This is a genomic window from Sporomusa malonica (assembly GCF_900176355.1).
GTDB classification, from domain to species: domain Bacteria; phylum Bacillota; class Negativicutes; order Sporomusales; family Sporomusaceae; genus Sporomusa; species Sporomusa malonica.
This window is the reverse complement of sequence record NZ_FWXI01000018.1, coordinates 38084-63580: the sequence shown is the minus strand read 5'-3', so window position 1 is coordinate 63580 and position 25497 is coordinate 38084. Positions and strand designations below refer to the sequence as shown.

The following is a 25497-nucleotide window of genomic DNA, read 5'->3' as shown; positions in this document are numbered from 1 at the left end:
TTTAGCAAAAATATCCTTTGCTATCAGGCTTTGTTCGGTAATATAGGGCAACTAATTGACCATAAAAAAATACATGCGGCTACTTGCAATTTTATTTTACCTAGTATATAATTCATAATGTTATGAGACATTCCTCGATAGCTCAGTTGGTAGAGCAATCGGCTGTTAACCGATCGGTCGTAGGTTCGAGTCCTACTCGAGGAGCCATTTTACATTCGGCCCGTTGGTCAAGCGGTTAAGACACCGCCCTTTCACGGCGGTATCAAGGGTTCGATTCCCTTACGGGTCACCATAAGCAGCGAACCAGGTTCTCACGAGCCGATAGGCGAAATGAGAACCTGAGTGAGTCGCTTACTTCCGAGCGGTAGTGATAAGCAGAGAGCCAGGTTTTTAGGAGCGAGAGAGACGCGAAAACCTGTGCGAATCGCTTAGTTCTGAGCGGTAGCGAAGAACATCCTTATACTAGTTACATGGGCGATTAGCTCAGCCGGGAGAGCGCCTGCCTTACAAGCAGGATGTCGGCGGTTCGATCCCGTCATCGCCCACCATAAACAAAAGAAGCTTTCAGCATAGTCTGAGGGCTTCTTTTGTTTGCTATTTGTGAAAAAAACATCAAAGCCCAATATAATTTAGCAGGAAAAGTCTGAATTTTGGCGAATTGTGTCAGAAAAAGGTGGTGAAGAAATTCATGCTCTTGTCGCCGCGAAGCAAAAGTAAATCGGCTGCAGTTACCATTATTACAACACTGGTGGCTGTTGTTAGTGCTCTTATCATTAACTACTTTCATTATCAGTACCGGAGTGTAATCGCCAGTGAAAAAGAAGGTCTTACAATCGCGGCAAATTATCTGGATATGTACTTTAATTCCCGTTTGACTGGGCTTAAATTTTTAGCAGCAAGCAATAGTGTAAAAAAACTTGATATTGATAAGGCCAGGCATGAATTATATATTGCCAGCAATGTGCTTGGTTTTCGCAATCTTGTGTTATATGATCCGCAGGGTAAGGAAATTATTGGTTTGTTAACAACTCCGGCCAATAGTTACAATCGAAATAACGTACTAATTAATGATAAAAGCTTTCAAACGGCACTTGAAGGCAGGAGTGTTGTTTCTGATATTATAATAGAAGAAAATATTGCAGACGCCTATGTTAGCTTGAGGGTGCCTGTTCTTGATGATAAGGGCAATGTTGCGGCAATACTATCGGCTCGTGTACCTACTAGTGATATTGCAGCTGGTGTCCCACGTGACTACATACGTGAACGAGGATATGTTTTCATCATGGACAGTAATGGTAATATTGTTGATCACCCTAGGCTGGTAGACGTTTATAACGAGCATTCCGTGTTTAAAGAACAGATAAGCAATATGTTGTCTGATAAAGCGGGAGCTGTTGTTATCAAGTCTTTCTTGGATAATGTGGATAAACTGTTCATTTATACAGACACTGTCTATAACAACTGGCGAGTAGTTGTGGCTGTTCCAGTTAATATTGTATATGGTAGAGTGCTTGTTAAATCGCTAGATGAAGGTGGCAATATACTTTTCTTTATACTGTGCCTTGCGCTAGTATATGGTGTATGGCGGCAGAATCGTCAGCATGAGCACGAACGGGAGCAGCTCAGGCTGGAACGTATGACATGTGTGAATCAACTGGCTGCCGGTATTGCCCATGAAATCAGAAACCCTCTTACATCGATAAAAGGCTTTATTCAGCTCATGGCTCGCCGGAATGATAGACCGCCGCGTCCTGAGCATTTAGAGATCATTGTAGCCGAAATAGGCCGGATAGACAATCTGATTAGCGAGTTTCAGATGTTAGCACGGCCGCCTAAAGAGCCGGTTTTTGAAAAAGTCAACATGTGTAAGCTGCTGCAGGATATTGCTTTTCTTATGGAAGGGCAATTGCATGATAAACATGCAGAGTTAGACATAAAACTACCAACATTAGGATGCGTTGCTTTTGGCGATGTATCTCAGCTTAAGCAAGTATTTATTAATTTGCTGAAAAATGCCGTAGAAGCAGTGCCTGACAAGGGGAAGGTTGTGGTCGCCATTGGCAGACAACAGGGTATGATGGCGATAACAGTCGAGGACAATGGCAATGGAATTCCCCAGGAAATAATTGATAAGTTGGGTACACCTTTTTTTACGACCAAGGAAAATGGCACAGGTCTGGGATTGTCGGTATGTTATAGCATTGTTCAGAGCCATGGCGGCAAAATATCCGTATCCAGCCAAACCAGTCAAGGAACTACTTTTACTGTATTGCTGCCAGCTGCAGTAGATGATAGCGTGTTACCTACAGTAGATCATCAATGCACTTTCAGTGTATAATAATGGATACATATCTAAAATAAGGTGGCGACAGCCAAATGGAGCAGGGAGTTTCCAAGCAAAAGCAAATAATTGGCGGTATGACGTGTGGAGTGAGCAGGTTTGCAATATGAACGGCTAAAAGTAACCATTGCTGCTTTCTTGCTTATCCAGATGATTGGCGTTACTGGGTATATGCTGATTGAGGACCTGTCATTTATTGATGCGTTATATTTTACTGTTGTCACTGTTGCTACAGTTGGATACGGCGATATCATACCCAAGACGCCTGTTGGCCGTTTGTTTACAATGGGGCTAATCATAAGCGGTGTGGGGATGGCTTATTATACTTTTATGCTGATTATTAGTGCGCTTATTGAAGGGCAGCTTAAGAATGTGTGGGGGAGGCGGAGTATGAACCGGCGGATTGCTGCTATGAATAATCATATTATTGTGTGTGGCGCAGGCCGGGTCGGGGCCAATACCATTGAGCGGCTGCTGCATGAAAAAGAGAATTACGTTGTGATAGATCGAGATCAGCAAATTGTTGATGCATTAATGGAGCAGCGAATCCCTGCAGTGCATGGAGATGCTACCTTTGATGAAATATTACTGGCAGCAGGTGTTGCCAGGGCAAAGGGGATTATCACTGCATTATCGCATGACGCTGATAATGTGTACGTTACACTGACTGCTAAGAGTATGAATCCGGATATTACTATTGTAGCCAGAGCCGAACGCCCAGAAGCAGCAGAAAAGCTTAAACGGGCTGGGGCAAATACAATCATCTTTCCATCGGTTATGGGAGGACGGCAGTTGGCAGCCTCCATGACTAAGCCAGTTGTTTCCGATTTGGTGGAAAACGTATTTTATAATCAGGAAATCCATGTCGACATAGCGCAAATTACGGTTAGGCCTGCCTCACCGCTGGTTGGCAAAACGCTGGTCCAAAGCGCCATCAAGGAACAGTATGATTCAATCATTGTGGCGATTAAGCGGGGGGAAACGCTGCTTAACAACCCTCGGGCCCAAGAAGTCATTCAGTCAGGCGACATTATGATTTTACTCGGGCAGCGTGATCACTTATATGAACTTAACAGGGTGGCTTCGCTAGAATTTGGGCTGGAGCGTGACTTTTAATGGAAGCAAAAGAACGGCGTGAACAGATTGTCAGAGCGCTTAAATGTGTCGGACAACCGCTGACCGGCACCGCATTGGCTAAAGAGCTGGGGGTAAGCCGGCAGGTAATTGTCGGTGACATTGCTATTTTGCGAGCGGCAGGTGTCGATATTTGTGCCACGCCGCAAGGATATATCATTTTGCCGGTATCAGCAACCACTGCAGTTACAGCCAGATTTGCCTGTCGTCATGGCGTTGAACTTATGGAAGATGAGCTTGCGGCTATTGTTGATAATGGCGGACGAGTACTTGATGTCAGTGTTGATCACCCCGTGTATGGAGAGATTAAGGCTAACCTAATGTTAGCTTCCCGGCGTGACTTGACCGAGTTTTTGCATAAGTCAGCCGAGAGTGGCGCAGCACCACTGTCACTTATTACCGGCGGCGTGCATCTGCATACAGTCGAAGCTCCTTCAAAAGATGTCCTGCAAAAAATCGCCATTGAGCTTAAGATGCTGGGGATATTGCTGGACTAATCTTAAACCTGACAAAGAACGTCGTTCCTCTAGCTCCTGTTGTCACATCAATACCTGCCTGATGCCTGTCGGCAATGCTATAACACACAGGTAAACCAAGGCCGGTTCCGGTTTCTTTGGTGGTCAGAAATGGTGTGCCAAGTTGTTTTAGGACCTCTGGCGCTATTCCTGAACCCTCATCAGTTACAGATAGTACAACTGATACATTGGTAGCATCATAAAATGACCGGATATAAACAACTCCGCCAGCCGGACTGGCTTCAAGGGCATTCCGTACCAGATTAAGCAGTAATTGGCGAATCTCCTTTTCATCAAGGGCAAGGTCAGGAATATTGCTTAAGTCAGCAATAATATCTTTGTTTCCAGCAGCAGCATCGGCCTTCATCAGCGGTAGCATAGTATTGATGATATCATTAATACAGGTGGATTTTAAGTGAATGAGTTTGTTGTTAGCCAGCGATAGAAATTCGGTAATGATGTCGTTAGCCCGATCTAACTCATCAGTCATAATCTTAAAATATTCGTTATAGCTGGCTAAGGCCGGCTTTTTTGCTAATAGTTGTAGAAATCCACGTACTGTAGTCATAGGATTTCTTACCTCATGCCCAATACTGGCAGCCATTTGGCCGACAAGATTAAGCCGGTCAAGCCGTGACAGCTGAAGCTCTAGTTGGCGACGTTCGGTAACATCATAAACCGATGCCAGTAAGCAAGGCTGATCGTCATACTCGACAAGCTCGGCATATATTTGGCTGACCCGAATATCACCCGTTTTAGTGATGTATTCAAATTCGAAATCACGCACAGATTTTTCACGGTAAACCAGCCGAATTAATCGTTCTCTTTCGCGTGGGTAACGCCATAGGGCATGCTCAACTCCAGGCTGGTTAATGATTTCTTGCCGGCTGTAACCGGAGTGATTAATGAAACTCTCATTAATGTGAATAAAGCGACCAGCAGTCAGACTGTAGAGCGATAGCGGCATAGGGCTGCTATTAAAAATCTTATTAAAAGTACACTCTGAAGATAGTAACGCCTGTTTTGCTCGAAATAGGTCGGTGATATCGCTAACGATTGCCACTGTACCTGTCTGGCCTTGCGGTAATTTAAGTGGAGCTAAGCTTAGAGAGTATATCAGTTCATCGCCGCTATGGGGTATCCTAAGAATTGATGATGAGTGTTCATGGTGAATAAAGGCTCGGTGCAGTGCCCTATCTTCTTCTGGGGATTCAAGTAATTTTGTGAGGAGAAGACTGTCTTTGGTAAAACTGTCGCTGGCAAGCACCGGTTTCCTATTTGCATCAAACACAACAATAGCAAACGGGCTGGAATTAAGCAGGCACTCGACAAGCTCAGCACGGCTGAATTTGTCATAGATAAGGCGGTAAAAATTAAAACAGGCCCATACGCCAAGCGGAGTAAAAATAAGGAGCGGCAGTAGGGCTGTCTGGACTACCCGAATAGAACCGGTATAATACAAGGCGGCTCCTGTCAATATAACAAGATAGATAAGCGCCATAAGAACTCCGAGTTTAAGCAAATGCAGTTGAGTGTAATGGCTTATCTTCGGCTTGTACAGACGTAGCAGATAGCCGAAAGCGGCAAAAACATAAAGGCAGATGATACCGCCTAGAACGCCGCATCCACCCAAATGCCAACGGAATAATGCACCAATGCTGGCAGTAATTATTGCAGTAAGCGGGCCGCCAATATATCCGGACAGCGTAAGAATAATATGCCGGAAGTCGACGATCGAACCACTTGTGATAAAGATACCTTCGCGCATAACAAGAACTGAACATATTCCGAATATAACACCCCAGACAATTGAGGTATAGCTCCTGGGAAGGGTAAGGATCAAACAACTACCAAGAGCTGACAATGCCAGTGTAGTAAAAGTATTGGATGCAAATAAAACGGTTTGTTCCCAGAAATTCATTAGTACACCCCTTGCCAATTAATGCAAATAATTATAATATTTGACAATATATATTAACTTACCTGCCATGTTTTTTAATAAAAACAAAACAATATTGGGAAAAAATGCAAAATAGAAGAAGCTGCCGGTTTGTTTACCGACAGCTTCTTCTCTGCGTTTTTCTAGCGCTTAAATAGTTTTCCGGGCAAAAATGAAGCGAGAACTACCCCGGCGATTGGCAATACGGATAAAACAGTAAATACACTGGGAACCCCGAAATGGTCAGCAACATAGCCCAAGATAGTAGCGCCGACGCCGCCAAGGCCGATACTAAAGCCAATCGTCAGGCCAGAAGCCATGCCGACATAGCCGGGCATCATTTCTTGTGCCAGGACAACCGTGGTAGCGAACGAGGAGATGAGGGAAAGCCCTGTTAATGCAAGTACAATCAACGTTGCCAGGCCGGTGGTGTACTGGAATAGGCCAATCAGGGGCAGTGTGGAGAGTATAGAGCCCATAATAACCGTTTTACGGCCAAAGCGGTCACTTAGAGACGCGCCGGTATATGTGCCTACAACTCCGGCAAGCAGGAATACGGCTAAAAGATAACTGGCATATACCGGACTACCTGATAAATAGTCGATATAGTATAGGGGGATATAGGTGGTCAATCCGGTATGAATGCTTGATCGGATAAATACAAATCCTAAAAGAATAGCAAGCAGGCCATAATTGAGAGATTGACCATTGGTAATTCCTGCATGCGAAGCGGCGGCTGACTGGGGAGCAGTTTCTGTAGGCGATATATCCTGCAGGTTGCGGTATAGCAGCAGTGCCATAATCAATCCAGGAATGATAAAGTACAGTGTATTTGTTAATACTCCTGGTGAGTTGAGGGCAAATGACATGGCAATTGAGCCAATAGCCAGTCCAAGATTGCCGCCGACAGAGAACAGACCCATGCTACGCCCTTTAGTTGCAGCGCTGCTGACAAGGTGAGCTGATTTGGAAGCCTGGGGATGGAAACAGGCTATGCCTAAGCCGCCGACAACTACAGCAGCCAGTAAGGTATAGTAAGAAGTCATAATACCAATGATAGCTGTCCCAATCCCTGCGAGCAGCACACTGGCTGGAATAAGCCAGGGCAGCGAGACACGGTCGGTGAGATAGCCGAATAGCGGCTGAATCACTGAGGATGTCAGGTTTTGTACAAGGACAACGACTCCGATTTGGGTATAGGTAAGGTTAAAAGCCGTTTTTAGAAACGGCAGTAACACTGGCAGAGCACCTTGGCCGACATCGGTAATTAAATGCCCAAAAGTTAGAAGCGCCAGTGGTTTAGTCAAAAGGCGTTCTTTATTCTGATGCTGTTCCATAATGTTGCTCCTTTGTAGTAAATAGGTTATTCATTAATAATAGGCTCATAAGCCAGGAATATCAACCAGGCTGGCGGCCTATTTTCAGCCCTGTGCTTGCATATGGGCCGGTATAGCTTGTTTATTGCATGATTTAAAAAGTTGTTGCCATTTTAATACAAGCCGGCTATAATACAAAGTAGTGACAAGACAGGTGTAAAGACAAAAAGGGGTTGAGGAATTGGCGATTATCAGTCGTTTGGAACAGATCCCGGTGAACCGCTTTCATTATAAGTTGTTACTATTGACCGGGTTTGGTTGGCTATTTGACGCTATGGATACTGGTATTATTGCATTTGTATTGCCGGTATTAGCAAAAGAATGGGGCTTATCTGCCACTCAGATTGGCTTTATTGGCAGTATTGGCCTATTGGGGATGGCGGTTGGCGCCGTACTGGCTGGTTCGGCAGCCGATAAGTTTGGCCGGAAGGCGGTATTCGCCGTTACGCTGATGATCTACAGTATAGCGACTGGGCTATGCGGCTTGGCCTGGAATTATGAATCACTACTTGTGTTTAGATTTTTAGTCGGCTTTGGCCTAGGTGGCGAGCTGCCGGTAGCCGTAACTCTCATGGCAGAGTATTCACCGCCTGCCAGTCGGGGCCGCTTCATTGTCTTACTGGAGAGCTTCTGGGCATTTGGCTGGCTGGCTGCTGCCCTCATTTCCTACCTAGTGATCCCTCGGTTTGGCTGGCAGATGGCATTTTTTATCGGTGCACTCCCTGCACTCTACGTTTTTTTTATTAGGATGGGGGTTCCTGAATCAATACGTTATCTTATCCATAAAGGTCGTCAAGCTGAGGCTCTGGAGATCGTTTCAAGAATTGAACGAGAAGCAGGAATTGAACCGGCTGCTCAGCCGGTTGCAAACGCTAAAGCTATAGTGCCAAATTCACCCGCGCAGAAATTGGCTTTTAAGGAGCTGTGGACAGCTCAATTTGCTAAACGGACAATGATACTTTGGTTAATTTGGTTTGGTATTGTCTATTCATACTATGGTATCTTTACCTGGCTGCCGTCGCTCATGGTCAAGCAGGGCCATACGGTCATCAAAACATTTGAGTATGTATTAATTATGACATTGGCCCAATTGCCAGGCTATTTCAGTGCCGCGTATTTGGTCGATCGTATTGGGCGGAGATCAACGCTGGCTATGTATTTGGCATTGAGTGCAGTGAGTGCATACTTTTTCGGTCAAGGCGGCAGTGCCGAAATCGTGCTTCTTTGGGGGAGCCTAATGTCGTTCTTTAATCTGGGGGCTTGGGGTGTTGTTTATACCTATACTCCGGAACTCTATCCAACTCGGATTCGGGCCTTTGGCTCAGGCTGGGCGGCGGCAGTTGGCCGGTTTGGAGGGATACTAGCCCCTACCATTGTTGGATATATGATTACCGGGCCTCAAGGATTTGCTCAGGTGTTTACGATGTTTACCGGTGTTATGATGGTGGTAGCAGTTGCCGTTTGGCTGTTTGGTGAAGAGACCAAAGGCAAAGCACTGGATGAGATAAGCAGTTAGCAGTAAACTAGGACGGCTGATGCGTCCTAGTTTTTTTTTGCCAGTTTTACTGCAGCATGATATAATTTTACGCATAATGCTGCTGCTGTGGAGGGACTGCTTTATGATGACAACTTTTGGCCTGCTGATTGCGGCGCTTGCTGCCTATTGGGTATATAATGACGCCAGGGGGCGGGGCCATGACTTGGGGATAGCATTGCTGTGGTCAATTGGAACGATGGCTGCGCTCGTTGTATTTTTGCCATTGTACCTGTTGTTCGGGCGCAAGCCATCTATGAAGCCGCGCCGCAATGAGGATATTATTGATGTTGAAGCCACGCCTGTGGGAGAGACCATCAAGTGTCCTATGTGCGCTAGTAATGTTAAAGAAGATTTTAAGGCATGTCCCTATTGTGGGTTTGCTCTAAAACCAACATGCGCTTCGTGCGGAAAAGAGCTCAACCGCGAATGGAGACTATGCCCGTATTGCCAGACTCCGACTGACGTCAAATAGCTTTCTTAGTAGTTGTAAAAACATACAAGAAAAAATATGTTGATTTTATTGGACACGATACGCTGGGTATGTTATAATCGTATTCGTGGTTAAGACAACATAACGCGCCCGTAGCTCAGGGGATAGAGCGTCGGCCTCCGGAGCCGAAAGCGCAGGTTCGATTCCTGCCGGGCGCACCATAGGAAACTAAAGCCTTCTTAGAAATTCTAAGAAGGCTTTTTGCTGTCGGTTGGCAAACTCCTGTGAGTTTTCTATAGAGGGTTGCTATGAGTTGCTAGATTAAAAAGATACTAAAAAAGCCAGTATCACCTTTTGGAAGAATCTCTAAATCGTTCTATATAATATTTGTTTTTAGTATCTGAAAGGCCATTTTTGATACTAAAGCCTGTTATTTCCACATGTGCAGGAAGTTTTCCAAACAGAGACTTATCATCAGATTTCATAAACAAATACGTCAAGAGCATAGTCCCAAGTGTCAAAATACCTATTAACATTGTTTGAGTTTCCACAAGTCCCATCCTCTTCGTTTTATTTAAAAATATCATTATCTAGATATTTAAACCCTGTTTTCACTCTATTTTTACAGAAAATAAAAATAGAGCACCAGTCTTTAGGCAGACAGGTGCTGATAAATTACAGTTTGTAATCGAAGCGGCAACCTGGCAGTCGTAGACAATTCTGTCCTTAGACCCATAGCTTTGCGTCCTTACCTTTCGGTAAGTTTGCCCAATATTCTTTTCAGCGAATATAAATGTGTTACTTAGTATGATCTATACTATGACTAAATTGTACATTTTTTTCATTTGTTGTCAAGCTGTTTTTCGAACCTAAAGTCCCTAATTTATAGGACGTAAGTCTTATTTTAAATGGAATAAAAAAACTTATAGAGTATTTATTGACGAATTTGGTAAATAAATGTAATATATCAACAACAAGATGAATATTTTGGTAAACTTATCGAAAGGTAAGGGCACAAAGCTATGGGTCTAAGGATACAAGTGTATCTATGATTGCCAGGTTGCCTGTTTTGTTCTAAAACTGTTTAGACTAGGCGACGAGACCTAGTCTTTTGTTTTATATTCATTCAATACATCTCACGGTTGCGTCTTCAGAGAATATGAACGGAGGAATTCGATGAATCTAGAGGATAGGCGACAAGGGATATTCGAAGTAGGAAATAAATCGTTATTTGCATTTATAATTTTTTATATTGTTATATTTTTTTTATGGATTATTTTTTCTCAAGGGAATGAGAAGGTTAAGGAATCAGGGATTGCAGTGCTGCTTTTTGTAAGCACATTGAGTGTTAACTTTTCATTGTATCGGACTTATAAAAACACTACATCAGATAAGCCATTTTGGGCTCTTTTATTTTTAGGATATATTAGTTTTATTTGTGGAGAGCTGATATTAGGTTATTCTCAATATATACTTAACATTCCTCCGCCGAATTGTTGTGTTGATCTACTTTATTCTCTTTCACTGATTTTAACTATTGCAGCATTTATTTCAATTGTCTGGCGAAGAAGAGGAGTCTATACATGCTTTAAATTGGTAGTTGATATTATACTGCTCGTAGTTATTATCTACAGTATAAGTAGTAGATATTTAACGAGTTATTTCGATTTTTATTCTTATGCGTTGCCAGCATCTTTTCCAATCTATTTAGCATATCTAATTGTTTATCTCGGGATTATAAATGGAATTATAAAATTTTATTCCAGTTCTATATGGTTTAGTAAATCAGTTCTTAATTTATTTTTACTGTCCTATACATTATTTATCATTTCTGATATAGCGTATTTATATTTCATCGTAATCCAAGCGGATTATTTAGTCAGCTGGGTTTATCTATTATGGGGTATAGGCAGATTGTCTCTTGCCTTAGCTGCTATTGTTCATCTGGATAATGTAGCGATCAAGAAAGGAACAGCCATAGCGGGAAATTTAACCTCAGATTTATTTCCCCTTTCTATTTCATATATATTTGTAGTCGTTTTACTTGTGATATTATCTTGGGAATTAGGTGAAATTAATTCATTATCAATTGGCGTATTGTTTTGTATCATTATGATCGGCATTAGGCAAGGACTTTCCTTAATGGAGAATGAAAAGCTACTGCAGTCGTTACAATTAATAAATATAGAATTGCAAAACATGTTATATACGGATTATCTTACTGCATTACCCAACCGATTTCAGCTTTTACACGACTTAGGACAGATGAAAAATCCTTGCTTAGTCATTATTAATGTGGAAAATTTTCGCGCAATAAATGAGTTTTATGGGTACCAGGCTGGAGACAGTTTAATACGAGATGTTGCTAAAAAGATTGTGGAATTGGCGAAACCTTATAGTTATACTATTTACCGACTGGCGGGAGATGAATATGCTGTCTTAGGAGATAGTCAGGGAGTTTTGTTAAATGAATGGGCTGTTTCTGCATATGAGGGTATTGAGAAAACAGATTTTGAAATTCTCGGACAAGTACATCATCCTTTCGTGACTTTTGGCATTGCTTTGACATCTGATAATCCACTGGAAAAGGCACAGATGGCATTGCAGTATGCGCGGCAGCATAATCTTCGGATTCAAGTCTATAATGATGAATTGCCAATAAAGAAGGATTATCAAAATAACTTATTTTGGGTTCAAGAAGTACAAGATGCTATTAGGGAAGACCGTATTATCCTTTATTATCAACCGATCATGAACCTGGTTAGTAGCATGCCTACTAAATATGAAGTCCTTGTTCGAATGCTCTCTAGAGATGGAACTGTGATTTTGCCAAGTTGCTTTTTGTCAATTATAAAAAAGACCAGGCTTTATCCACGCTTGACAGAAGTCATTATAAAAAAGGCTTTTATATATTTTTCTAATAAAAGCATTGACTTTTCTATTAATTTGAGTGCTGCTGATATTTCAGATGCTAAAGTAAAAACTTTAATTATAAAATTACTTTCGACCTCCAATTTGGCTAATCGAGTAACTTTTGAATTCGTGGAATCAGAAGAATTTGAAGATCCTTTTGAACTTTCCTTGTTTGTTAAGGAAGTACAAAAATACAATGCCAAGATTGCTATTGATGATTTTGGCAGTGGTTATTCTAATTTTGCCTATATCCTTACAATGGGGGCAGATTATTTAAAAATCGATGGTTCGCTCATTAAGGAGATTGTTGACAGTCCATCAGCATTGGCTATTGTCAAGACCATCGTCCACTTTGCAAAGCAGCTTAATATAAAAACAATAGCCGAATTTGTTAGTTCAGAAGATATCTATAATGCTGCAAGAAATATTGGTATAGACGAGTTTCAAGGTTATTATATTGGAAAGCCTGCGCCATATATATTTCCTATAGATGATAAACTTACATGAGTTCACAAAAATAACATCAGGGAGTTTATTGAGAGGGTAAACCTAATTATGCAATAAATGTATTGAAGGCAATATAATATCTATGTATAATGAAAAGATATAATTCTAATAAATACTTTTGTGTACAATGACGTACCGGCTGAGGTGTATTTATACGCTTCAAGTCGGTTTTTATTTTTAGCGAATTAAACTAGCTATGATTAGAAATAATGGTTGATAAAAATGCTGGGAATATTATTGAGGGAGGGAAAAGTATGGAATTGATACAACCTACTATGACAATTGCTGAAATTATTACGACTTACCCTGAAACGCGAGAGGTATTCATTAATAATGGCTTCTCTATTTTTGCTGACGATACAGTCATAAAGCAATTGGGTGTGGTTTTAAAATTGAAAACTGCTTTAAAGAGTAAGGGAATAAATCTGGGATCATTTATAGTGTTATTGGAAGAAAAAATTGCGGAAAAAGAGCGATACAAAAACCTAGAGACTACAGTACTTGATAATAGCTCAGAACATTTGAATATGCTGTCCTTGCTACCTTGTCCGTTAAAAGTTCCCATGCAGAGTGAATTAAAGCTTTTTCTGGATTATTTGCGGGAAGAAAAAAATCTCCCGCTAAATTATTGTATCGAATCCTTCTTTAACGAGCATCTCGATTACGAAGATTATTTAGAGCATTTTGAAGGGCCAGATGAAATCCCAGATATCATCATGACTGTGGGATATAGTTTCTTTTATAAAAATTTCATGGAGCGATTTGTTACCAAAGGAGTTTTTGCTGACGTGATCAATCGCCCGGTGAATTCTCATTTTGCTGAGGCTGGAATGATCGATCCAGATGGACATTTTACTGTTATTGGGGCAAATGTTCTAGTCATGGTAGTAGATAAAAATCGCTTAGGAAGCATTCCGATGCCCCAGACGTGGGGCGATTTATTAAGACCTGAATATGAAAAAAAAGTAGTGATGCGTGGGCATGGTGACATTTTCTGTGATGTGGTACAGCTTAACTATTATAAAGATTTTGGAGTAGTGGGAGTGGAGCAATTAGGACGATCAGTAAAGTGTGGGCTCCATCCGGCACAAATGGTAAAAGAGCTTACCAGTAACCGTAAGGATGTGCCGCCCATCCATATTATGCCCTACTTCTTTTACAAAACAATGAAAGAGTCTGAACATATAACGATAGTTTGGCCGGAAGAAGGTATTTTAGCATATCCTGTTTCTGTGTTGATAAAAGCTGATAAAATGCAAGAACTGCATGAATTAGCAGATTATCTGACAGGTTCCCAAATTGCCCGTATTTGTGCAGATGCTTATTTTCCAGCAGTCCATGCTGAGGTGAAGGTGAATCTTCCTGAACATGTAAGGTTAAAATGGCTAGGCTGGGATTTTATTAAAAACAATGATATTGAATATCTAGTGAATACAATGAATGATACATTTATGAGTGTATATCGTGCTGGAGGAAAAGAAGGATGCAGTTAATTACTGTTGCCGGACCGCCTTCGGCAGGTAAAACCTCAGTACTATTAAAGATTATCGAAGCTCTTCAGGAAGATAAACTCAATGTGGGTGTGGTAAAGTTTGATTGTTTGTCTACCCAGGATCAGGTTCTATATCAAAAAAAAGGTATCGAGGTAAAGATTGGTCTGTCGGGAAATCTTTGTCCAGATCATTTTTTTGTGAGCAATGTTCAGGATTGTCTAGCCTGGGCGCAAAAAAACAATTTAGATATGTTAATTAGTGAGAGTGCAGGTTTATGTAATCGGTGTTCTCCTCATATTCGTAATGTCATGGCAGTATGTGTTATTGACAATTTGAGCGGGGTCAATACCCCGAGAAAAGTCGGACCTATGCTGAAACTAGCCGATATTGTCATTATAACGAAAGGCGATATCGTTTCCCAGGCTGAACGAGAGGTGTTCGCCTTTCGGGTGAAGCAGGCAAATCCAGGTGCCATGATTGTTCATGTCAATGGTATTACTGGTCAAGGAGCTAGGGAGGTTGGTCAATTATTTAAAACTGCTCAGAGCTTGGAGCGTCTGACCGATTATCAGTTAAGGTTTTCGATGCCGGCTGCTACCTGTTCTTACTGTTTGGGACAAACCCGTATAGGGCAAGATTTCCAAATGGGAAATGTTCGCAAAATGGATCTTGGCTAAATTGATAATATCATCGCGCTGTTATGTATAGGAAGGTGGGAGTGCCATGTGGGATAATCTGGCTGTAATGACATTAAAGCAATTGTTTAATTCTTATCCGTATGCGCTGGATTTTTTCTTGTCACTACCGAATCTTCAGCAAAGTGAGGAGTGTTTTGTTAGGGAATTTTTTGCTGCGATAGAGGAAGATACTCTACAGGATTTAGGGATAGGACGCCAAGAGTTGCTTGACCAGTTTCTTGTTTTTATGCTGCAAATGGAAAAATTACAAGAGGAAAAGATCAAAATTGAATCGATTACTATCGTTGGCGGTAACGATAAGCGTGGCACAGCGGAAGACATAGAATTGACGATACATGCTGGGGAAATTGTCTGCATTGTAGGACCTACTGGTTCCGGTAAGAGCAGATTACTGGCAGATATTGAGTGGGTGGCACAAAAAGATACACCTACGAATCGCAAAATACTGATAAACGGACAGCTCCCTGATCTGAAATGCCGGTTTTCTGTTGAGCATAAGCTAGTGGCCCAGCTTTCCCAAAATATGAATTTTATTATGGATCTAACAGTAGAAGAATTTGTTAGTATGCACGCGGAGAGTAGGATGCTAGAGAATATCGAAGAAGTAACCAGTAATATTATCGCAAAAGCAAATGAATTAGCAGGGGAACAATTTACCCCAGACACACCTGTCACATCACTAAGTGGAGGTCAGTCCCGGGCTTTGATGATTGCCGATACGGCCTACCTAAGTTCATCACCTATTGTATTGATTGATGAAATAGAAAATGCGGGTATTGATCGCCAAAATGCCCTAAGGCTATTGATTGATAAACAAAAAATAGTATTAATGGCAACCCATGACCCCATATTGGCATTAATGGGGGATAAACGAATTGTTATAAAAAATGGTGGTATCAGTAGGGTTATTGAAACGTCTGAGAAAGAACGGGAAAATCTAATCACATTGACTAAAATAGATCAAAAAATGCTGTCAATTCGGGAAATATTACGCAGTGGTGGACGCATTGATAATATTTTAGGCGAATTGGAGGAAACAATCTGATGATTTCTGTCGGGCGCGCCAAAATAAAAAAGACTAGATAAGCCCTAAGATTTATCTAGTCTTTTATTCTAAAGAGTATGACAAATAATTTAAAAACAAACAATACTTGCAGATAATTGTTATTGACAAGTTTTGGCGACTATTGTAATATTGAGGTAAGAAAGGCAGCAATGCTATTCTCTCTTCTCCTTTCGTTTAACATACATTCCAATTCATAGCCCCTTGCTAAATTTGGCAAGGGGTTTCTTCTTGGATAAGTCTATTTTGAGATATAAGGCTGTATTTTTTCTTGTAAGTGGCTCCAGGAGCGCTTTGAGAAGACAACCGGTAGACAGGCTTCTTTGGCTTTACGTCTGATGATCTCGGCGATGTTATGAGATATGTAATCGGTAATGACTAAGACCAGATCAGTGTTAGGGGGTATTTGGATGTCTTCAGTAACCCGTTTGCGTCCTTTAAAATGCTGTAAGGACTTCACGCCTGCTTTCGTTAGATTAGATGGTATATTGCCCAGAACATCGGCGCCTACAATAAATACTGACATTTAATCACCTCTTTGCAAATGAATATTATTCTCAATTAGAATTATATAGGATTAGCTGTTCTGCGTCAAGTAGATTTGGTAAAGGTGGCCATGGCTTTTCCCACTCTTAGGAAAAGCCATGGCCACCAATAGTTGCTATTCTGATAAGGAATCGTAAACGTTCTGGTTTTGTTTTACACCAGGAATGTCATGTAAGTGCTGGTGAACGGAATGAATACCATCACCTTCTTCAACCGGTACCAGCTTAACATCAGTTTGGTAGGTCAATGGCATAGTGCTGGCAACATCAAAATAGGCATCTGCATAGTTGCTTGCTACTATATGCTCCCTTTTTTCCTGGCCGTCAATAATAACTCGGTATGTTGTCATAACTTTGCTCCTTTAAACAGAGTGTTGGTTAACCATTATTTCGGCCGTAATGGTTTGGTTTGCACGTTTTTGTCTCGCTCGCTGGTACGATTGGAAATAATATTGGGGTCACCAAATGTGACTTTTTTCGAATCAAAACCATGTTTAATATCTTGTTTTATAATTGCCATGATCTTCACCTCCGGTATTAGTTTACCCAACTAGAGACTAATCCGGCATTGACAAAAATGCCCAATAAAAGTACAATATATAAGTGAATTCTTCTACCAGCATGCTGATAGCGTGCTTTTTTTCATCCTGTTAGAAAGTATAACTTTCCGTCTGGATAAGGGCAGCATCGACTTCCGCTTTCGCCAAAGGCTCGGCGCAAGCCGTGCTTTCTTTATATTGAACAAATATTGGGAATAGGATAGGCTGATATGATTACAGTACGAGAAAAAGTAAGATTTGTTGAAACCGATATGATGGGGGTGGTGCACCATTCCAATTACTTTCGTTGGTTTGAGATGGCCAGAGTGGAGTATTTGCGGCAGGTCGGGGTTCTTCTCAATGATCTAATGGCTGAGGATATTGTATTTCCGATTACCGATGTTGATTGTAAGTACCGTATGTCAGCTAAGTTTGATGACTATATTCTGATTGAAGCTGTCCTGACTGAAGTATCAAAGGTAAAGATGGTTTTTACTTACAGGGTATTGCGGGAGCATGATGGCGTTCTTCTGGCTACTGGACGTACGCAAAATGCATTTACTAATAAGCAGGGGAAAATTATTCGTTTGCCTGACAACTATTTTTCCAAATTAAGCAGCCCGCTATCTAATGCGAACTGTTACTAGACAAGCTTGGCAGCAAGTTTGCCTTTTGCATATTATATATGGCGCCAAGAGAGAATAAATTGATAGGAGGTGGCGTCATGGGAGATAATGCGCCAATCGGGATTTTTGATTCCGGACTGGGCGGGCTTACGGTTGTCAAAGAGGTCTTAAGCTTACTGCCAGGCGAAGATATTATATATTTTGGCGATACTGCCCGTACCCCTTATGGCTCCCGACCGCCAGCCGAAATTTTGCGGTTCCTGCACGAGATACTGACCTTCTTTTCTGAGCAAAAAGTCAAAATGGCGATAACGGCCTGCAATACTATGACAGCTCTTGGCCTGGAACAGGCAAAGACAGAGTTTCCGTTTTTGTTAATCGGGGTGAACAATGGCGCTAGCGCCGCGCTTCATGCCAGTCGAAGTAAGCGGATCGGTGTTATTGCCACCGAGGCCACCATCAACAGCGGGAAGCACGCCAAGGCCATTAAGGCTGAGGACCCATCTGCAGTCGTTTTTCCCCAGGCCTGTCAGAAGTTTGTGCCGCTCATTGAGCAGGAGAAACTATTCGGTCCTGAGATTGAAGCAGCAGCTTGGGAGTATCTCAAGCCGCTCAAAGACAGCGATATTGATGCATTAATATTAGGTTGCACCCATTACCCGTTTATTAGTCCGCTCATCCGGGATATCATGGGGCCAGATGTTGTCCTTGTTGATCCTGCCAGAGAAACGGCAGCCGAGGCGCGGACTACACTTGCTCATCATGACAAGTTGTCTACGCGTGCGCAAGGAAAATCACGAATATGCTTTTCCGCAGATCTACCGAGGGCAGAGCGAGTGGCGGCTTGTGCCATAGATTTCCCGAGGACGCGGGAGTTGGCTCCTAAGTTTGAGTTAGTTAACTTACAAGATTATTGTACAAAAGTATAATTTATAGGGTTTCGGGTGTCGATACCCAGATACGGAGGCAGTAGTGTGGAATTTTTAGCTGTTTTACTTATTCTTGTGGTAGGCGCAGCTGTTGGTATATGGCTGTATATTGTCAACCAGGGAGATGCTCATTTCCAATTTATTGTTGACCAACGTACTGATTTTACTCTTGCCGAGATAACCAAAGATGCTGCGACCTTTCGGACCGTAGTGCCATTTATCAATAATGGCACACAGGATGGTACTCTCATGGATGTTTTTCCTCGCCACTTTTTGCCTTATGAACAGTTTGACGCTGTAGACACCGATGCGCGTCTGACGCTTGATAGCGCTGATCGCAATGACGGCTATTGGGAGGCATATATTGTTCCTAAGAATACTGGCGGATCTATTATTTTGACAGTCAAATTCACAGCAAAAAACGGTGATATTGCTGCTGCACTTAAAGACATGGTTGATATGCCAATTGACATTGTTTTTCAGGTAGTAGCCCGCAGTCCCTGGTATATCGATAAAAACAGGCTGGTTATGACAGCCAGTGAAATACATAAGGCTCTTGCCGCTGGCCAGCAAGCTGCAGCCAGATAGGGGGAATACATATGACAGAGCAGGCATTAGAGTTAAGACCGGTGCGTACCCGGATTCTTACTGATAAAGATAATATTGTAGATGCTATCGAGCGATATGCTAAAGATGATATTGGTCCTAATGATGTGGTGTCAGTTGCTGAGAGTGTTGTGGCGATTACTCAGGGACGCGTTGTTCGGCCTGAAGAATTGACCCCGTCATTGTTAGCTCAGATACTTTGCCGGTTTGTCCCGCAAAAAGGCAGTTTATCCAGTGTTTACGGTATGCAGTCTGCGATGAATGCCGAGGGCAGCGGGCGGGTAGCCTGGGCTATGTTTGTTGGAATGTTAGGTAAGCTAGTAGGCAGGAATGGTCTGTTTTATGAATTGGCTGGTGAGCAGGCAGCGCTGATTGATGATGTTACCGGTACTATGCCACCTTTTGATAAACATCTGGTGTACGGACCGGCTGATCCAAATGGCGTGGCCCAAGCGATTAAAGAGCGACTGGGCTGTTATGGCGCTGTTGTAGCTGATGTCAACGACCTCAAGCGGGCGGCAGTACTAGGCGTAACCCACGGACTTAATCCCAAGGAAATAGCGCAGATACTGATTGATAATCCTTTTGGCAATGCAAGTCAGAAGACCCCGATTGTTATTATCAAAAACTATGGTTTAGCTGTACAAAAAGCAGCCGCTCAATAACTAAACTTTTTTCTAAAAACAGAGGGTAGGGAGACTATCCTCTGTTTTAAATATCTAGGAGGCGTGATTGTTATGGCCCGCATCGGCATTACGACAACTGTGCCGGTTGAGATTATTCTGGCAGCAGGGCATGTTCCTGTTGATCTTAACAATATATTTATTACCAGTCCGGAAGCCGGGCGCATGGTGGAAACCGCCGAAGAAGCCGGTTATCCCCGGAATATTTGCGGGTGGATAAAGGGATTGTACTCGGTAGTGGTTAATAAAGAGCTTAATGAGAGTTTTGGCGGTATTGACAAAGTCATTGCCGTTACCCAAGGTGATTGCAGCAACACACATGCGCTCATGGAAACCTACGAACTGGCAGGGGTTGAGACGATTCCTTTTGCCTACCCCTTTGACCGTGACTATGACTTATTGAAGCTTCAAATGGAAAAACTAATGACCACACTGGGGACAAACTGGGAAGCTGTCAATACTGTTAAACGTCAGTTAGATAAACTGCGTCTTAAGGTTGCTGAGATTGACTGGCTTACCTGGCAGGAAAACACGGTAAGCGGTCTTGATAACCATTTATATCAGGTATGCTGCAGTGATTTTAACAGTGATGTCGAGGTTTTTTCGAAAGATGTAGATAAGTTTCTTGAGCAGGCCGGGAATGCCCGTGAATATGCCGATGACCTAAAGCTCGGATATATTGGCGTGCCTCCTATTTTTACCGATCTGTATCCCTATTTGGAAACAATGGGGGCCAGAGTCGTGTATAACGAGGTGCAGCGGCAGTTTGCTATGCCGTTTGTCACTGATGACATTGTAAAACAATATCAATTGTATACATACCCTTATGGCGTATTTGGCCGGATTAAAGATATTCAGGCTGAGATTGAGCGACGTAATCTGGACGGAATTGTTCATTATGTACAAAGTTTTTGTTTCCGGCAGATTGAAGACCTTATCTTGCGCCAGAAGCTGGATATACCTATTTTGACAGTTGAGGGTGATAAGCCAGGTAAGGTTGACGCCAGGACCAAACTGCGGATTGACAGTTTCTTGGAAATGCTGCGTTAACACTGGACTTGGTGAAGGAGGAAGACTATGCGGTGTGGCATAGATTTAGGCAGTCGCAGTGTAAAACTGGTAGTCATGGATGCCGATACCAAACAGCTTAAGGCGGCTAAGGTATACGAGACAGCCAAGTTTTACCGGGACTATGGCCAGCGGATCGAGGGTGGGATGGCTGTGGATTTTGCAGCACTTGGATTTCCTGAGGTTGCCCATCTGACAGCTACCGGGTATGGCCGCAATACCATCGATATTGTCGGTGCTACCATTATTCCTGAATTAAAGGCTCATATGCTTGGTGCAATCTTTCAGACAGGGCTGACTGATTTTACACTGCTTGATTTAGGCGGCCAGGATAGCAAAGTCATTAAGGTGCGCAAAGGTCGAATGGTGGACTTCCAGACCAATGACAAGTGTGCGGCAAGTACTGGGCGGTATCTCGAAAACATGGCAGCTGTTCTTGGTATCAATCTGGAAGAACTGGCAGACTATAGTGATAACCCGGTGGAGCTTAGTGCTACCTGTGCTATCTTTGGCGAGTCTGAGCTTATCGGACGGATTGTCGAAGGCTACAGCACTGCTGAGCTGGCAGCCGGTGTGAATTACACTATTTATAAACGGATAAAACCTATGCTGAGTGCACTCAAAAGTGATAAACTTATCTTTACCGGCGGTGTTGCGTTAGGCGGCGCCATCAGAGAGTATATTGCCCGGGAAATGGGCATCGAGGTTATTGTGCCTGAACACCCCCAGCTTAACGGCGCGATAGGCTGTGCTGTATACAATTAGCCAGCCAAACGGTTTGGAGGCGAAAGAGTTGCTGCTTGGAATTGATGTGGGCGGGACCTTTACCGATGCTGTAGTTATTGTGGATGGCCAAGTTATGGCCTCAGCTAAGCTGCCGACTACGCACCATGAATTGCTCAGTGGTATTGTAACCGCCATTGACAAGGTGCTTATCAACATTGACGTAAAACAGATTAAGCGTGTGGCATTATCGACAACTATTGTGACAAATGCTCTTGTTGAAGGGAAAACCGACAAAGCAGCGCTGCTGCTGATGCCTGGGCCGGGGCTGAACCTTACCGGCCTGACGCCAGGCCAGCCCTTCTTTTTGTCCGGATATACCGACCACAGGGGCAGGGAACAGGCTGCCCCGGTTAAGGAAGAAGTTGCTGTCTTATGCCGCGAGATAAAAGGCGTTCAGGTGGCTGCTGTAGCTGGCAAGTTTGCCATACGCAACCCAGCCCAGGAACAGGTAGTGGCTGGGTGGATTCGGGAGTACTTAGAGCCAAGGCAGATAACACTTGGAGCTCAAGTTTCAGGTTCTCTTAATTTTCTTAGACGGGCTAATTCAGCCTACTATAATTCGGCCGTATGGCGTATATTTACTAAGTTCGCTGCTGCGATTGAAGCGGCGCTTGCTGAGCGGAGGATTACTGCGCCTGTATATATTTTGAAAGCTGATGGCGGTACGCTCTCCCTGGCAGCAGCTAAGTTAAGGCCGGTAGAGGCCATCTTTACCGGACCGGCAGCCAGTGTACTCGGCATTATGGCGCTGGCTAATCCGGAAGAACCGGCAGTATCGTTAGATATCGGCGGTACTACCACCGACATTGCCTTATGGCAAAATGGTGCGCCGTTATTTGCCCCAGGTGGGGCCAGTGTGAACGGCTACCCTACAGCGGTGCGTTCTTTCTGGCTGCGTTCAGTCGGCATTGGCGGTGACAGCTATGTTCGGCGGGAGAATGGCAGCCTGACTGTAGGACCTATGCGGTGCGGGCCTGCGGTGGCAAATGGCGGCACTGAACCTACGCTGACTGATGCGCTGCGCGTAGCTGGACTAATTGAGTATGGTAACTTAGAATTGGCCAAAAAGGCTATGGTCAGAGTAGCTGCTGGGGACCAAACGGCCGAAGATGCCGCTTGGGAAACGCTGCGGTCGGCAACTGGCACTGTGTGCCAGGCAATACGTGATATGCTGACAGAGCAGGCGGCAAGGCCTGTATATAAAGTCGAAGATATTGTGTATGGGGAAATTTTCAAACCAGAACTCGTTCTCGGCGTAGGTGGTGCTGCTATGGGGCTGGCACCGCTGGTAGCTGAACGGCTGGAACTGCCGTGGCAAGTGCCGCCAGGACATATGGTAGCTAATGCCGTTGGCGCAGCTTCAGCCAGGCCGACTACTGAAATTACGCTTAGGGCAGATACGGCGCAGGGCTTTTATACTGTGCCTCAGTTAGGAATCAAGCAGCCGATAGATAAACGGCGGTTTACGCTGCAGGAGGCATGGGCGGCTGCCCAGACTCATCTTGCTGAACGGGCGGATGCTGGCGGCATGGAAGAAGGCACTTACGAAAGTGAGCGGCTGTATGAGGAAGAGTTCAATGTTATCCGTGGCTTTAACACGATCGGGAAAATTATGACATGTACCTTACAGTTAAAACCAGGTGTGCTTATGCCTGTAGATGCATGGAGGCGGGAGAATGCAGAATAAGTCATTAGGGCTGGTGTTTTTCCCAGCTTTTGACTGGGCTATATCACCGTCACATCCGGAGCGGGAAGAACGCCTCCTCTATACCCGGGACCAAATTGTTGAAGAAGGCCTGCTGGATTTGCCGAATATTAGAGAATATCGGCCACAGCTGGCTAAGATACAGGATGCCGGGCGGGTTCATCTTGGCGTACCAGACATCGCTTCACTCATTACTGACGCTCATCTGGTTTCAGCCGGTGGGGCAATAACCGCTGCTGAGGCTGTGATGCGCCGTGAAGTAAATAGCGCTTTTGCGCTGGTGCGCCCTCCGGGGCATCATGCCATGCGGGTTGTGCATGGCACCCGCGGGTTTTGTACGATAAATATTGAAGCTGTCATGGTAGAATATCTCCGCCGCCACTACGGGCTTAACCGGGTGGCTATTGTTGATACCGATGTCCATCATGGTGATGGCACCCAGGATGTTTTCTATCATGACCCAGATACACTGTTTATCTCTTTTCACCAGGATGGCCGTACCCTGTATCCGGGGACTGGTGCAATGTCTGAACTCGGCAGTCCGGGTGCATTATGCTCAACTGTCAACATTCCTCTGCCTCCTGGCACAACCGATGACGGTCTTCATTATGTACTAGATCATTTTGTTTTGCCGGTGCTTGAAGATTTCAAGCCAGACATTATTATTAACTCAGCCGGGCAGGATAATCATTACAGTGACCCGCTGGCTAACATGGCCGTTACCGCGCAGGGCTATGCTCGTTTAGCAGAAAAGCTAAAAGCCGACATTGCTGTGCTTGAGGGCGGTTACTCAATCGAAGATGCACTGCCATATGTCAATACAGGTATCATCCTCGCCATGGCCGGTCTGGATTACAGCCGGGTAGTGGAACCTGATATTGCCCGCTGCCCGCGCCAATCAGCAGAGAATACCCGGTATATTGCTAAGATGATAGCTGAGTGGCGAAACATCTGGGCTGAGAGGGATAAACTCCGGAACGAAGCGGTGGCTAAGGCAGGAGACTTCTGGCAACGCCGGCGAAACATCTATTATGATGATAGCGGCATACAAGAATGTCAAAGTGAAACAGTACGGCTGTGCCCTCAATGTCATGGGTATCAGACGGTTTCGACGCAAGCTGAGGGCTATCCATTTGGAGTAAAATCAGCTTTTGCTGCTGTCATTCCCCGCAATAGTTGTCCAATGTGCCGGAGCCAGGCATGCGATGCTGTACATAAAGCTAAAAAAGCAGGACAGCATGATCATTATTTAATCCAGGATAAAGAGCAAGATATACTAGAACAAGTCTAAGTAAAATATCTATATTTGAGGAGGCCATTATGACCAGAGCAGACGGACGTGCAGCCAATGAGCTGCGGAAAGTTAAAATTACCCGCAATTATTTAAAATATGCCGAAGGTTCAGTGCTAGTTGAATTTGGTGATACCAAAGTTATCTGTGCTGCAACGCTTGAAGATAAAGTGCCACCATTCCTAAAAGGGTCAGGTGAAGGCTGGGTAAGTGCCGAATATTCACTATTGCCGCGTTCGACCCAGAGTCGTAACGTTCGCGAGGCTGCCAGAGGTAAACTGACTGGCCGCACTCACGAAATTCAACGTCTAATCGGCCGGGCCTTACGCAGTGTCATTGACCTTAAGGCGCTCGGAGAAAAAACAATATGGCTGGATTGTGACGTTTTGCAGGCTGACGGCGGGACCCGGACTGCGGCCATTACCGGCTCTTTTGTGGCCCTTGTTGATGCCATTAACAGCATTTGGGGCGATAGTCCCAAGCCGTTCCCGGTCAAAGACTTCTTAGCGGCTGTCAGTGTAGGTGTTTTACCTCAAGGGGTTTACCTCGATTTATGCTATAGCGAAGATTCTACTGCTGTTGTTGACATGAATCTGGTCATGACTGGCAGTGGTCAATTTGTTGAGGTCCAGGGAACTGGTGAAAAAGGCACCTTCACGCAGGCTCAGTTAAACGAAATGCTGACCGTAGGCGGTCAAGGCATTGAAGTACTGCTTGATATTCAAAAGGAAACACTCGGAAAACTGGCATGGAAAGTAGGCCGGGAGGGATAA

At 43.8% G+C, this 25497-nt stretch carries 24 protein-coding genes, 4 tRNA genes and 2 riboswitches; of the genes, 22 read left to right on the top strand and 6 right to left on the bottom strand.

Annotated features, from left to right (window positions below; translation table 11 throughout):
• Positions 1-131 precede the first annotated feature (131 nt).
• The 6 genes from B9A22_RS18065 (at position 132) to B9A22_RS18040 (ending at position 3972) form a co-directional block, all read left to right on the top strand.
• Positions 132-207, top strand: a tRNA-Asn gene (locus B9A22_RS18065).
• A gap of 10 nt (positions 208-217) precedes the next feature.
• A tRNA-Glu gene (locus B9A22_RS18060) sits at positions 218-292 on the top strand.
• Positions 293-472: 180 nt separating this feature from the next.
• Positions 473-548 (top strand) — tRNA-Val (locus B9A22_RS18055).
• 125 nt (positions 549-673) lie between these two features.
• Positions 674-2338 (top strand): PAS domain-containing sensor histidine kinase, encoded by a 1665-nt coding sequence (locus B9A22_RS18050; RefSeq protein WP_176215582.1) that lies wholly within the window; start codon positions 674-676, stop codon positions 2336-2338.
• A 102-nt stretch (positions 2339-2440) separates the two neighbouring features.
• Positions 2441-3457 (top strand): potassium channel family protein, encoded by a 1017-nt coding sequence (locus tag B9A22_RS18045; RefSeq protein ID WP_245824046.1) that lies wholly within the window; start codon positions 2441-2443, stop codon positions 3455-3457.
• Positions 3457-3972, top strand: coding sequence for a transcription repressor NadR (locus tag B9A22_RS18040; protein ID WP_084577334.1), 516 nt, complete (start codon positions 3457-3459; stop codon positions 3970-3972). The genes B9A22_RS18045 and B9A22_RS18040 overlap by 1 nt, the downstream gene beginning before the upstream one ends.
• Here the strand turns inward: B9A22_RS18040 and B9A22_RS18035 are convergent.
• Both B9A22_RS18035 and B9A22_RS18030 read right to left on the bottom strand, forming a co-directional pair.
• The gene (locus B9A22_RS18035; RefSeq protein ID WP_084577333.1) at positions 3944-5911 is read right to left on the bottom strand and encodes an ATP-binding protein; all 1968 of its coding nucleotides are present in this window, start codon (positions 5909-5911) and stop codon (positions 3944-3946) included. The two genes, B9A22_RS18040 and B9A22_RS18035, sit on opposite strands and share 29 nt — an antisense overlap.
• A 161-nt stretch (positions 5912-6072) precedes the next feature.
• A complete protein-coding gene (locus B9A22_RS18030; RefSeq protein ID WP_084577332.1) occupies positions 6073-7266 on the bottom strand; it encodes an MFS transporter in 1194 nt (397 codons plus the stop codon).
• A 220-nt stretch (positions 7267-7486) separates the two neighbouring features.
• On the opposite strand from B9A22_RS18030, the gene B9A22_RS18025 reads away from it, so the two are divergent.
• The 3 genes from B9A22_RS18025 (at position 7487) to B9A22_RS18015 (ending at position 9493) form a co-directional block, all read left to right on the top strand.
• Positions 7487-8821, top strand: a complete 1335-nt coding sequence (locus B9A22_RS18025) for an MFS transporter (protein WP_084577331.1) — start codon at positions 7487-7489, stop codon at positions 8819-8821.
• 103 nt (positions 8822-8924) lie between these two features.
• A complete protein-coding gene (locus tag B9A22_RS18020; protein ID WP_084577330.1) occupies positions 8925-9314 on the top strand; it encodes a zinc ribbon domain-containing protein in 390 nt (129 codons plus the stop codon).
• Between the two features lie 104 nt (positions 9315-9418).
• Positions 9419-9493, top strand: a tRNA-Arg gene (locus B9A22_RS18015).
• A gap of 126 nt (positions 9494-9619) precedes the next feature.
• Here the strand turns inward: B9A22_RS18015 and B9A22_RS18010 are convergent.
• Positions 9620-9823: a hypothetical protein gene (locus tag B9A22_RS18010; protein WP_084577329.1), complete on the bottom strand. Its 204-nt coding sequence runs from the start codon at positions 9821-9823 to the stop codon at positions 9620-9622.
• Between the two features lie 141 nt (positions 9824-9964).
• Positions 9965-10051: riboswitch (cyclic di-GMP riboswitch) on the bottom strand.
• Positions 10052-10251: 200 nt separating this feature from the next.
• A riboswitch (cyclic di-GMP riboswitch) is annotated at positions 10252-10340 on the top strand.
• A 108-nt stretch (positions 10341-10448) separates the two neighbouring features.
• On the opposite strand from B9A22_RS18010, the gene B9A22_RS18005 reads away from it, so the two are divergent.
• From B9A22_RS18005 to B9A22_RS17990, 4 genes are all read left to right on the top strand, one after another.
• Positions 10449-12692 carry an EAL domain-containing protein gene (locus B9A22_RS18005; protein ID WP_084577328.1) on the top strand — a complete coding sequence of 748 codons (2244 nt, stop codon included), beginning with the start codon at positions 10449-10451 and terminating at the stop codon, positions 12690-12692.
• A 209-nt stretch (positions 12693-12901) separates the two neighbouring features.
• The gene (locus tag B9A22_RS18000; protein ID WP_245824045.1) at positions 12902-14185 is read left to right on the top strand and encodes an ABC transporter substrate-binding protein; all 1284 of its coding nucleotides are present in this window, start codon (positions 12902-12904) and stop codon (positions 14183-14185) included.
• The gene (locus tag B9A22_RS17995; RefSeq protein WP_084577326.1) at positions 14176-14862 is read left to right on the top strand and encodes a GTP-binding protein; all 687 of its coding nucleotides are present in this window, start codon (positions 14176-14178) and stop codon (positions 14860-14862) included. Before B9A22_RS18000 ends, B9A22_RS17995 begins: the two co-directional genes overlap by 10 nt.
• A 46-nt stretch (positions 14863-14908) precedes the next feature.
• Positions 14909-15928 (top strand): ATP-binding cassette domain-containing protein, encoded by a 1020-nt coding sequence (locus tag B9A22_RS17990; RefSeq protein ID WP_084577325.1) that lies wholly within the window; start codon positions 14909-14911, stop codon positions 15926-15928.
• 259 nt (positions 15929-16187) lie between these two features.
• On the opposite strand, the gene B9A22_RS17985 is transcribed toward B9A22_RS17990, so the two are convergent.
• The 3 genes from B9A22_RS17985 to B9A22_RS26360 form a co-directional block, all read right to left on the bottom strand.
• The gene (locus tag B9A22_RS17985) at positions 16188-16472 is read right to left on the bottom strand and encodes a DUF2325 domain-containing protein (protein WP_084577324.1); all 285 of its coding nucleotides are present in this window, start codon (positions 16470-16472) and stop codon (positions 16188-16190) included.
• A 135-nt stretch (positions 16473-16607) separates the two neighbouring features.
• Positions 16608-16841, bottom strand: coding sequence for a hypothetical protein (locus B9A22_RS17980; protein ID WP_084577323.1), 234 nt, complete (start codon positions 16839-16841; stop codon positions 16608-16610).
• Between the two features lie 35 nt (positions 16842-16876).
• Positions 16877-17011, bottom strand: coding sequence for a hypothetical protein (locus B9A22_RS26360; protein WP_281252406.1), 135 nt, complete (start codon positions 17009-17011; stop codon positions 16877-16879).
• A 249-nt stretch (positions 17012-17260) separates the two neighbouring features.
• Here B9A22_RS26360 and B9A22_RS17975 point away from each other — a divergent pair, with 249 nt between their 5' ends.
• The 9 genes from B9A22_RS17975 to rph all read left to right on the top strand — a co-directional run bounded on the left by B9A22_RS17975 (position 17261) and on the right by rph (position 25497).
• Positions 17261-17677, top strand: a complete 417-nt coding sequence (locus tag B9A22_RS17975; protein ID WP_084577322.1) for an acyl-CoA thioesterase — start codon at positions 17261-17263, stop codon at positions 17675-17677.
• Between the two features lie 77 nt (positions 17678-17754).
• Positions 17755-18585 (top strand): glutamate racemase, encoded by an 831-nt coding sequence (gene murI / locus B9A22_RS17970; protein WP_084577321.1) that lies wholly within the window; start codon positions 17755-17757, stop codon positions 18583-18585.
• Positions 18586-18630: 45 nt separating this feature from the next.
• The gene (locus B9A22_RS17965; RefSeq protein WP_084577320.1) at positions 18631-19173 is read left to right on the top strand and encodes a hypothetical protein; all 543 of its coding nucleotides are present in this window, start codon (positions 18631-18633) and stop codon (positions 19171-19173) included.
• 11 nt (positions 19174-19184) lie between these two features.
• Entirely contained in the window at positions 19185-19856 is a 672-nt protein-coding gene (locus B9A22_RS17960; RefSeq protein WP_084577319.1) for a coenzyme F420-0:L-glutamate ligase, read from the top strand.
• A 72-nt stretch (positions 19857-19928) separates the two neighbouring features.
• Positions 19929-20924 (top strand): 2-hydroxyacyl-CoA dehydratase family protein, encoded by a 996-nt coding sequence (locus B9A22_RS17955; RefSeq protein WP_084577318.1) that lies wholly within the window; start codon positions 19929-19931, stop codon positions 20922-20924.
• Positions 20925-20951: 27 nt separating this feature from the next.
• Positions 20952-21707: an acyl-CoA dehydratase activase gene (locus B9A22_RS17950; RefSeq protein WP_084577317.1), complete on the top strand. Its 756-nt coding sequence runs from the start codon at positions 20952-20954 to the stop codon at positions 21705-21707.
• On the top strand, positions 21691-23415 hold the full coding sequence (locus B9A22_RS17945; RefSeq protein ID WP_245824044.1) for a hydantoinase/oxoprolinase family protein: 1725 nt from the start codon (positions 21691-21693) through the stop codon (positions 23413-23415). Before B9A22_RS17950 ends, B9A22_RS17945 begins: the two co-directional genes overlap by 17 nt.
• Positions 23405-24724 (top strand): histone deacetylase family protein, encoded by a 1320-nt coding sequence (locus B9A22_RS17940; protein ID WP_084577315.1) that lies wholly within the window; start codon positions 23405-23407, stop codon positions 24722-24724. The genes B9A22_RS17945 and B9A22_RS17940 overlap by 11 nt, the downstream gene beginning before the upstream one ends.
• Before the next feature lie 29 nt (positions 24725-24753).
• Positions 24754-25497 (top strand): ribonuclease PH, encoded by a 744-nt coding sequence (rph, locus tag B9A22_RS17935; RefSeq protein ID WP_084577314.1) that lies wholly within the window; start codon positions 24754-24756, stop codon positions 25495-25497.

Bases quoted from the DNA above. Each gene is read 5' to 3' on its own strand.
- B9A22_RS18040 (WP_084577334.1), top strand. From the start codon at position 3,457: ATGGAAGCAAAAGAACGGCGTGAACAGATTGTCAGAGCGCTTAAATGT.
- B9A22_RS18035 (WP_084577333.1), bottom strand. From the start codon at position 5,911: ATGAATTTCTGGGAACAAACCGTTTTATTTGCATCCAATACTTTTACT.
- B9A22_RS18030 (WP_084577332.1), bottom strand. From the start codon at position 7,266: ATGGAACAGCATCAGAATAAAGAACGCCTTTTGACTAAACCACTGGCG.
- B9A22_RS18020 (WP_084577330.1), top strand. From the start codon at position 8,925: ATGATGACAACTTTTGGCCTGCTGATTGCGGCGCTTGCTGCCTATTGG.
- B9A22_RS18005 (WP_084577328.1), top strand. From the start codon at position 10,449: ATGAATCTAGAGGATAGGCGACAAGGGATATTCGAAGTAGGAAATAAA.
- B9A22_RS18000 (WP_245824045.1), top strand. From the start codon at position 12,902: ATGGTTGATAAAAATGCTGGGAATATTATTGAGGGAGGGAAAAGTATG.
- B9A22_RS17995 (WP_084577326.1), top strand. From the start codon at position 14,176: ATGCAGTTAATTACTGTTGCCGGACCGCCTTCGGCAGGTAAAACCTCA.
- B9A22_RS17990 (WP_084577325.1), top strand. From the start codon at position 14,909: ATGTGGGATAATCTGGCTGTAATGACATTAAAGCAATTGTTTAATTCT.
- B9A22_RS17985 (WP_084577324.1), bottom strand. From the start codon at position 16,472: ATGTCAGTATTTATTGTAGGCGCCGATGTTCTGGGCAATATACCATCT.
- B9A22_RS17980 (WP_084577323.1), bottom strand. From the start codon at position 16,841: ATGACAACATACCGAGTTATTATTGACGGCCAGGAAAAAAGGGAGCAT.
- B9A22_RS26360 (WP_281252406.1), bottom strand. From the start codon at position 17,011: ATGGCAATTATAAAACAAGATATTAAACATGGTTTTGATTCGAAAAAA.
- B9A22_RS17975 (WP_084577322.1), top strand. From the start codon at position 17,261: ATGATTACAGTACGAGAAAAAGTAAGATTTGTTGAAACCGATATGATG.
- murI (WP_084577321.1), top strand. From the start codon at position 17,755: ATGGGAGATAATGCGCCAATCGGGATTTTTGATTCCGGACTGGGCGGG.
- B9A22_RS17960 (WP_084577319.1), top strand. From the start codon at position 19,185: ATGACAGAGCAGGCATTAGAGTTAAGACCGGTGCGTACCCGGATTCTT.
- B9A22_RS17955 (WP_084577318.1), top strand. From the start codon at position 19,929: ATGGCCCGCATCGGCATTACGACAACTGTGCCGGTTGAGATTATTCTG.
- B9A22_RS17950 (WP_084577317.1), top strand. From the start codon at position 20,952: ATGCGGTGTGGCATAGATTTAGGCAGTCGCAGTGTAAAACTGGTAGTC.
- B9A22_RS17940 (WP_084577315.1), top strand. From the start codon at position 23,405: ATGCAGAATAAGTCATTAGGGCTGGTGTTTTTCCCAGCTTTTGACTGG.
- rph (WP_084577314.1), top strand. From the start codon at position 24,754: ATGACCAGAGCAGACGGACGTGCAGCCAATGAGCTGCGGAAAGTTAAA.